This window comes from Larkinella arboricola (assembly GCF_003259745.1).
Classification (GTDB): Bacteria; Bacteroidota; Bacteroidia; order Cytophagales; family Spirosomataceae; genus Larkinella; species Larkinella arboricola.
Genome location: NZ_QLMC01000001.1, coordinates 1,774,932 through 1,783,105, shown reverse-complemented (window position 1 = coordinate 1,783,105; position 8,174 = coordinate 1,774,932). Strand labels below are relative to the sequence as shown.

Genomic DNA, 8,174 nt, shown 5'->3' with positions numbered 1-8,174 from the left:
TCGACTTGCATGTATTAGGCCTGCCGCTAGCGTTCATCCTGAGCCAGGATCAAACTCTCCATTGTAAATAACTAACTAACAATTGTACTTGTCAGGTCGTCGCTTGTTGTGCTGTTGTACTTCTGTCCACTACGTCAAAGAACTTCTTTTCCTCGTCTGGAAAATGGGTGATTGGCTGGCGAAAATCGTTGCTCAATCGGTTATTTTGTTTCCCTTAATATTGGGACTGCAAAGGTAGCGGTTGGTTTTGAGATTTCAAAAGAAAAGTGAAAATTTATTTTTTATTTTTCTTTCTCTTTTTTCTCGTCAACTAGTTGGTAACCAAAAGGTTAGCCCGCTTAGCCGTCCTTGTTTTCCCTCATTTGGGACTGCAAAGTACCGCATTTTTTTCCCCCTTGTCAAGTCCTATTTTGAAAAAAGTTGGGTAACTTCTTTTCGACTTTAAGTATCCCTTTCGTTTTCAAGAAGTTACCCAGCAAAAAAAATTCAAAAATTTTAATCAAGTCGAATCAAATGGCTTTTTTTACCCTTTGAAACAACCAGATACCGGTTTTGAAGCCATTCCAAATCCGATAAAGCCGTTGTCTCATTACTTTTCTGTTTGTTAATACTTACCGCATTTTGCGCCAACGCCCGTCGTGCTTCCCCTTTGGAGGAGTAGATTTCGCCCCGGGTCGCTACGGCTAACAGATCGATCAGGTCTTTGGCTGCCTCAAGATCAGTGCGGCTGACATTCGTTTGCGGAACACCTTCGAAGATTACATCGAATTCATTTTCCTGGATGGTCCGTAAGGTATCAATGGTAGCTTTTCCGAAGAGAACTTCAGAGGCTTTTACGGCCAGATCATAGCCCGTTTGCGAATGAACCCTGATGGTAACGTCTTTGGCAATCGCTTTCTGCAAAATCCTTAAATGGGGCGCTTCGTTGTGCTGCCGTTCGAGTTCCTCGATTTCTTCACGCGATAAAAGCGTGAACACCCGAATTAGCCGGGGGCAGTCGGCGTCGGCGGCATTAAGCCAGAATTGGTAAAACTGGTACGGTGACGTCATGGCCGGATCAAGCCAAATGTTGCTACCGGCTGATTTACCAAACTTAGTTCCGTCTGCTTTTGTGATCAGGGGCGTTGTCAGCGCAAACGCCTGATACTCCTCCCGGCCTTCTTTACGCCGAATCAACTCCGTACCGGTGGTAATGTTGCCCCACTGATCCGAACCACCCATTTGCAGCCGGACACCCTTGTTTTTATAGAGCCAGTAGAAATCGTATCCCTGCAACAACTGGTACGAAAATTCGGTAAAAGAAAGTCCTGTCTCCAGACGCTTCTTTACGGAATCTTTCGCTACCATATAATTAACGGTTAAGTGCGTACCGGCCTCCCGCAGAAAACCCAGAAATGTTATTCCCTTAAACCAGTCGTAGTTATTAACCATCTCGGCCGAGTTGGCGCTGTCGTCGAACGTAAGAAACCGGGTCAGTTGTGCCCGAATCCCCTCCTGATTATGCCGCAAGGTTTCCTCCGACAGGAAATCGCGCTCGGTTGACCGGCCGCTGGGGTCGCCAATCATCCCCGTAGCACCACCCACGAGCGCATACGGTTTGTGGCCTGCCCGCTGAAAGTGCACCAGCAGCATGATGGTCGCCAGGTTGCCAATGTGCAACGAAGCTGCCGTTGGGTCAAAGCCAATATATCCAGCGGTTGGTTCTTTGCGGAGTTGTTCTTCAGTACCGGGCATCATGTCCTGCAACATGCCCCGCCAGCGGAGTTCTTCAATAAAATCAATCATCGATTCAGCTAAATGAGTAAACAAGTAAATTTCGACCTGTTACCAGGGCGTTTGGCTTCACTCTCAATGAAATAAAATCGGGGCAAAGATACGGTTTCAGGGTAAAAGCAGCGAGGAGTCGCCGTAACTTAAAAAACGATAACCGTTTTGCAGCGCTTCGTTATATATAGTGCGCCACTGTTCGCCCACGAAAGCCGCTACTAATAGAATTAAGGTAGAACCGGGTTGGTGGAAATTGGTAACCAGCCCGTTTGTAATCCGAAACCGATAGCCCGGCATACAATAAATACCGGTATGAGCCACAACCTGCGGCTGACCGGTTTCCTGAAGGTAATTCAAAACCGCTCGAATGGCGTCCTTCCTATCCGGCAAGTCGGCTTCCTGCAACGAATAGGCGTAGTGCTGATCGAGCAGAAACGGCTCCGGTTCGTCTTTTAAAAGCCGTACGCCGAACCAGTATAAACTTTCCAGCGAACGCATGGAGGTGGTCCCAACGGCAATCACGGGTCCCCGGTGGTCGACCAGGTTTTCCAGATTTTGCCGGGAATAAACTACCTGCTCGGTGTGCATCATGTGCTGACGGACATCCGTTGCCTTAATGGGCTGAAACGTTCCGGCTCCGACATGCAGGGTCAGGTAATCGGTTCTGATGCCTTTTTCTTCCAGACGAGCCAGCACGGCGGGCGTAAAATGCAGGCCCGCCGTTGGAGCCGCCACCGCCCCCTCGATGCGGGAATAAACGGTCTGGTAGTTTTCCTGATCAGCGTCCGTCACGTCGCGGTTCAGATAAGGCGGCAACGGTATTTTGCCCGCTTCGTGCAGAATGGACGCAAAGGCTTCGTTGCCCGTCCATTCAAACCGGATGCTGGACCGATCCGCATCGTGCCAGTAGGCTCGTAGCAAAACCGTCTGCTCCCCAATCCGGATTTCTTTCGATAGGGTTTCATCGGGTTTCCAGCGTTTGCGGTTACCAATCATGCACTGCCAGATGCTTTGCTGATGGTCCTGCATGGCTTCCGTGACAAGTCGGTCGGCAGGCAGCGGATTGAGCAGAAACAACTCAATCACGGCACCGGTCGCCCGCTGAAAATGCAGCCGCGCCGGAATTACCTTTGTATTATTAAAGATCAGCAAACTGTCGGCAGGCAACCGGTCAGGCAGTTCAAAAAACGAACGATGTTCGATTACGCCCCGACGGTATTCCAGCAGTTTCGACTGATCGCGCTGGGCCAGCGGAAACCGGGCAATGCGCTCGTCGGCGAGATGGTACTGAAAATCGTTGAGCTGCAACTCCTCCATCCTAGTCTTCTGCATCGGGTTTCATGGCCAGACGAATCGGCAATGAGATAACTACTAGTAAAATAATAGCCACGCAAACCGGTAACAGCCACTGATGACCAACCAGCTGCGTCGATCCCAATTGGTTGTTTAATTGCCTTAACACCGCCAGCGCCAGCGCCATAACGGTATTGACGGCGGCCATCAGGCAGTAGAACCAGTTCTTGAAAATCTCGTTTAACTGGCTGCGGTGCTGGAGCCAGCGCTGCTGGTTCGGGATGGGCAAAGCCGTGCCCGAAACTTTCGGAAACAGTTTGGTCAGCGTGTTGATCAGCGTATTATTAATCAGAAAAATAGCGACACAGCCGTAAAACAGATAATCCCGGCTAATAAAAACATCCGGACGGCTATCGGCCGTAAACCCCACAGCAACAGTGGCTTCCAGGGACGTATACGTATAAATCAGCATGGAGGCAAACCCAATCAGGGAGGCCAGCCGCCATAAACGAATAGCAAAAGTGGTAACTTTCATGAATTTGATTGGTTGACCTGATAACAGGCTTTGGGCCGCAAAGGTACGGGCTACGGCGGTGTGTTCCCACATCGGCTTCAAAGTAGAACCAAGAATTCTTTCTTAAACGCTCATTTTCACGACGGGTCTGGCCAGACCAGCCCTTTGTTATCCAATGAAAATTTACACCAAAACTGGCGATACAGGCCAGACATCCCTCATCGGCGGACGGCGGGTGAGTAAGGCTCATCACCGGATTGATGCCTACGGAACCGTTGATGAACTGAACTCGTGGATCGGTCTGGTGCGGGATCAGCCGGTGAATGAGAGCCGCAAAGAACTATTAAAGGAAATTCAGGACCGGCTTTTTACGATTGGGGCCGAACTGGCGACAGACCCGGAAAAAACCGTTAAAAAGCCGCTGCCCGCCATTTTGGAAGCGGATGTTCAGTTACTGGAAAAGGCAATGGACGAGATGGATGCCTGCCTGCCCGACCTGCGGGCGTTTGTATTGCCGGGCGGTCATCAGGCCGTTTCCTTCTGCCACCTGGCCCGCACGGTTTGCCGCCGGGCCGAACGGCTGACGATTGCTTTGAGTGAGCAAGAACCCGTTGATCCGCTCGTGATTCAATACCTGAATCGGCTTTCGGATTATTTATTTGTTCTGGGCCGAAAAATGACTCTCGAACTCGGAGCGGAGGAAATTAGCTGGAAACCGCGCGTGTAGCCGGAGAACCGTTCGTCACGGTATTGTACGGGTTGAGCTTGCCGATAAAAAAATAATTAGCATAACAACTATTTTTCACTGGACACTTCCTGAAGTTTTCTCTACATTTGCTGACTATCAACCCCTGACGACTTTTTTAGTTGCTCAGATTTGCCATCTACCATTATGACTACCGACTTAGTAAGCATTGAGCTAAGGAAAGCAGAACGCTCCCGGATTGCGGAGGTCGACTTTAACAACCTGCCGTTTGGCAAGCATTTTTGTGACCACATGTTTGTGGCCGATTTTGTGGACGGACAATGGCAAAACCTGCAAGTGGTGCCATTTAGCGATTTCACGTTCAGCCCGGCGCTGTCGTCTCTGCACTACGGACAGTCGATTTTTGAAGGCATGAAAGCCTATAAAAATGAAGCAGGGCAGGTGCAGTTGTTCCGTCCGTTGGAAAACTGGAAACGGATGAACGAGTCGGCCCGGCGGATGTGCATGGCCACAATTCCGGAAGAGGTGTTTATGGGCGGCCTGGAAGCCCTCATGCGGATTGATGCCGACTGGGTGCCGAATACGCCCGACAGTTCGCTGTACATCCGGCCTTTTCTGTTTGGGACAGACACCTATCTGGGTGTTGCTCCGTCGAAAACGTACCGGTTCTGCATATTCACCTGTCCGGTGGGTGCCTATTACACCAAACCGCCGAAGCTGAAAGTCGAAACGGAATACATTCGCTCAGCACCGGGCGGGGTGGGTTACGCCAAATGCGCAGGCAACTACGCCGGATCAATGTATCCGACGCTGCTGGCACAACAGGAAGGTTACGACCAGTTGATGTGGACCGACGCCGTCGAGCATAAATACATTGAAGAATCGGGCACGATGAACATCATGTTCGTGATCAATGGCAAGCTGGTAACCCCCGCAACCTCGGATTCGATTCTGAAAGGCGTTACCCGCGACAGCATCGTTCAGGTGGTACGGAGCTGGGGTATCGAGGTTGAAGAGCGGAAAGTATCCATTCAGGAAGTGATCGACGGTATTGAAAACGGCAATCTGACCGAAGCCTTCGGAGCCGGAACCGCCGTGGTGGTTTCCCCCTACTCGCTGATCGGTTACCAGGGCAAAGATTATATGCTGCCCGAAGTGGCCCAGGACAATTCTCTGGCCACTCGTATTTATAATTACCTCAGCGATCTGCGTACCGGTAAGATCGAAGATACCTTTGGCTGGATGCACAAAATTTAAATTCAGCCACTTATACAACCGGGGCGGCAATGGGTTTTAGACTCCGTTGCCGCCCCGGTTTTTTATAGCTGCCGCTTAAGCGCGGGCGCGTGCTCCAAATACCAGTTTCAATCCAAAATCTTTGCCTTTCGACACATCAGTGAGCGTGACCTGCTGGTTGCCCGCCACTTTCCAGCCCTGCTGCGTTGGGCTGCCAAACCGCCGATTGAAATAAGCCGTTAGCTCCTTTTTGTGATGATCCACCGATTGCCGGTTGTTGAGGTAGATATCCACCTCAATCCGCTCCACCTTTTTGCCCTTATCCAGAAAATACTGCACATCGAACGACTCCAGATTTTCATATTCAATAGTATATCCGATATGACTGGCATCTTCTTCAAACGGCTCCGCACTTTCTTTGGTCTTAACGGTCGTAACCGGATCGCCCAGATTAATACCGCGGAACATACCGTCTTCCGGCCCGACGAGTTTTTCCAGCCAGTCGCTGGGCACTTCCTGATCCGCACCAGACTGGTTTGCCAAAATTTCGGTTGTGTCGGCGGGTGAAGTGGCCTCCGACGCTTGTTGTTTATTCTGACAGGCGTTAAAAAAAAGCGCTAACACCAGAAGCGCACCGTACGTAAACGCTTGCTTCATATAGCTTAGGTTGGTTATTGATCGGGAAAAGACAAAAGAACAACTAGGTAACCAACGGTAATGTCTTTTGTCTTTCACCTCTTGTTTACGACGAAAATCCCCGCGACCGCCCACCACCGAAGAAACCACTCCGACCGCCCGATGGACGGCTAATCCGCGAATTATTGACATTACTGCCGATTGAATTGGCCCGCTGGAAGGTTTGGGGGTTGTTGTAAACGCCGGACCGATACTGGTGTTCGTTGGCAAAGCCGGAATTATTCGAACGCCCCAGCATGTAACCCAGGCTCCCCCACAACAGCACGTTCGATAACCCGCTGCTGTGGTGATAGCCCGACGGATTGTTGAAATACTGGCTGGTTGACGGGTCAGACTGGACCAGTCGGCGGGCGGCTTCCACACTCAGTGTGTCGCGATGGCCGTCGGCGTAGTTGACAATGGCCCCGGCCTGTTTGGGATCCACCTCCGTCTCGTCCGTAATTTTGAAGTTGCCGGGACTGGTTTCAGTGATGTATGTCCGAACGCCTTTTCCAAACCGCTCCGACGATACTGCCCTATCGACCTGCTCGGTTTCCGAATCGTTTGAACTGCCGCAGCTTTGCAATACCGCCGTACCGTTCAGCAGGGCGAGGCCCAGCGTGGCGCTCAACGTAATGTCTTTTACCCGACGCAAAATGGTGTGTTTTCGAACTGGTGTCATAGGCTTGAAAATCATTTCATAAAGACGAAACTACGGAGAAGGCCGGGTGGTTGCAAGAAGTTAGCGGATGAAAGGAAAAAAGCCCCATGAAAAGTCTGGATTCGGGCTTATGAGCACCACTCGGCTGCCTCATTGGCAAAGTTGGCGGCAGATGCCGTATTTTTGGCGCTTATGCCAGACAGTAGCTCTTTCATACAAACATTACTCCAGCGGATTGCGGCCCTTCAATCCGAGGACACAATCCATTTTCCGGCGGGTTTGATGCCCTCCTACCGCATGAATCCGCTCGTGCTGGGGTATCACCGCCCGGATACCAATATTTTTTTTACCGCCATTACGGTTTTTGCCCTGCAACAAATCCGCAATAAACTTCCGCCGACTTTACAGGAAATGGTGGATAAGATCAGCAGCAAAGCCGTTCGGCACTATCCTGACTTTCAGAACAAAGACAGTTTAAAGACCTATAATTTTTACCGGACTCCAAAAGCCGGGCGCCCGTCGGGTCATTTTCCCAACGGTCGTTTTCTGAACCGCATTGAACATTTCCGGCTGCCCGACGATGCCGATGACACGGCCATGATTTACCTGACCAGCCAACCCACGCGTGAGGATTTGCTTTGGCTCAAACATAAACTAACGTTGCACGCCAACCTGGCGACGCGGCAGGTGGAGGACACGTTTCCCGAATACGTCAATCTGCGGGCCTACTCTACCTGGTTTGGCAAGAATATGCCGGTTGAATTTGATGTCAGCGTGTTGTGTAACCTACTGTTTTGTATTTTTCATTACCAGCTGCCGCTCAACGAGCACGATCACGACAGCCTTGAATTCATCCGGTCGGTGGTTGAAAAAGGACAGTATATCCGGGAGCCGTTTCGGTGTTCGCATTCGTACCCCCGCGCTCCACTTATTCTCTACCACATCGCCGGGTTACTGGCGGCTTTCCTGCCCGAACCGCTGGAATCAATTCGGAGGCAACTGGTTCGGGATGCGTATCAACTGCTGGCCGACGGGTTGTCCGTGATGGATCGGGTGATTGTTTCCACCTCCCTGCTGCAACTGGGCGAAAAACCGCCCCGAATTGACGTACGGGCTATTCCTGATAAAGAAATCGAGGACTACTCCTTTTTTATCGCCGGGATGCTCACGGCTTCGCAAAACCCGTTGCTCAACCGCATGGCCCAATCCCGGCTGGTCAGGATGGACTGGACCTGCGAAGCGCATTCCCGGGCCTTGCTGGTTGAATATATGGTATATGCGGATGCAGTATAAACGCATTCTATTCTTTAACCGGAAACCCG

General features: G+C 51.0%; 8 protein-coding genes and 1 rRNA gene. 3 read left to right on the top strand and 6 right to left on the bottom strand.

All coding sequences use genetic code 11. The annotated features are described in order from the left end of the window. From LX87_RS07070 to LX87_RS07055, 4 genes are all read right to left on the bottom strand, one after another. A 16S ribosomal RNA gene (locus LX87_RS07070) occupies positions 1-65 on the bottom strand; the annotation flags it as partial. Between the two features lie 430 nt (positions 66-495). Then, on the bottom strand, positions 496-1,782 hold the full coding sequence (gene tyrS, locus LX87_RS07065) for a tyrosine--tRNA ligase (protein ID WP_111627531.1): 1,287 nt from the start codon (positions 1,780-1,782) through the stop codon (positions 496-498). A 99-nt stretch (positions 1,783-1,881) separates the two neighbouring features. Beyond that, complete coding sequence (locus LX87_RS07060) at positions 1,882-3,099, bottom strand: S-adenosylmethionine:tRNA ribosyltransferase-isomerase (protein ID WP_111627410.1); 1,218 nt, start codon at positions 3,097-3,099, stop codon at positions 1,882-1,884. Further along, the gene (locus LX87_RS07055; RefSeq protein ID WP_111627409.1) at positions 3,086-3,595 is read right to left on the bottom strand and encodes a hypothetical protein; all 510 of its coding nucleotides are present in this window, start codon (positions 3,593-3,595) and stop codon (positions 3,086-3,088) included. Before LX87_RS07055 ends, LX87_RS07060 begins: the two co-directional genes overlap by 14 nt. A gap of 154 nt (positions 3,596-3,749) precedes the next feature. On the opposite strand from LX87_RS07055, the gene LX87_RS07050 reads away from it, so the two are divergent. Together LX87_RS07050 and LX87_RS07045 are read left to right on the top strand one after the other, a co-directional pair. After that, the gene (locus LX87_RS07050; protein ID WP_111627408.1) at positions 3,750-4,301 is read left to right on the top strand and encodes a cob(I)yrinic acid a,c-diamide adenosyltransferase; all 552 of its coding nucleotides are present in this window, start codon (positions 3,750-3,752) and stop codon (positions 4,299-4,301) included. A gap of 165 nt (positions 4,302-4,466) precedes the next feature. Then, positions 4,467-5,537: a branched-chain amino acid aminotransferase gene (locus LX87_RS07045; protein ID WP_111627407.1), complete on the top strand. Its 1,071-nt coding sequence runs from the start codon at positions 4,467-4,469 to the stop codon at positions 5,535-5,537. 75 nt (positions 5,538-5,612) lie between these two features. On the opposite strand, the gene LX87_RS07040 is transcribed toward LX87_RS07045, so the two are convergent. Then, on the bottom strand, positions 5,613-6,173 hold the full coding sequence (locus LX87_RS07040) for a carbohydrate-binding protein (protein WP_111627406.1): 561 nt from the start codon (positions 6,171-6,173) through the stop codon (positions 5,613-5,615). 85 nt (positions 6,174-6,258) lie between these two features. Continuing rightward, the gene (locus LX87_RS07035) at positions 6,259-6,873 is read right to left on the bottom strand and encodes a Cj0371 family chemotaxis-regulating polar lipoprotein (protein WP_111627530.1); all 615 of its coding nucleotides are present in this window, start codon (positions 6,871-6,873) and stop codon (positions 6,259-6,261) included. A 171-nt stretch (positions 6,874-7,044) separates the two neighbouring features. Between LX87_RS07035 and LX87_RS07030 the strand changes: the two genes are divergently transcribed. Continuing rightward, positions 7,045-8,145 (top strand): hypothetical protein, encoded by a 1,101-nt coding sequence (locus LX87_RS07030; RefSeq protein ID WP_111627405.1) that lies wholly within the window; start codon positions 7,045-7,047, stop codon positions 8,143-8,145. Positions 8,146-8,174: the final 29 nt, after the last annotated feature.

Coding starts and splice junctions, on each gene's coding strand:
- LX87_RS07050 (WP_111627408.1), top strand. CDS start 3,750: ATGAAAATTTACACCAAAACTGGCGATACAGGCCAGACATCCCTCATC.
- LX87_RS07060 (WP_111627410.1), bottom strand. CDS start 3,099: ATGCAGAAGACTAGGATGGAGGAGTTGCAGCTCAACGATTTTCAGTAC.
- LX87_RS07030 (WP_111627405.1), top strand. CDS start 7,045: ATGCCAGACAGTAGCTCTTTCATACAAACATTACTCCAGCGGATTGCG.
- LX87_RS07040 (WP_111627406.1), bottom strand. CDS start 6,173: ATGAAGCAAGCGTTTACGTACGGTGCGCTTCTGGTGTTAGCGCTTTTT.
- LX87_RS07045 (WP_111627407.1), top strand. CDS start 4,467: ATGACTACCGACTTAGTAAGCATTGAGCTAAGGAAAGCAGAACGCTCC.
- LX87_RS07055 (WP_111627409.1), bottom strand. CDS start 3,595: ATGAAAGTTACCACTTTTGCTATTCGTTTATGGCGGCTGGCCTCCCTG.
- LX87_RS07035 (WP_111627530.1), bottom strand. CDS start 6,873: ATGACACCAGTTCGAAAACACACCATTTTGCGTCGGGTAAAAGACATT.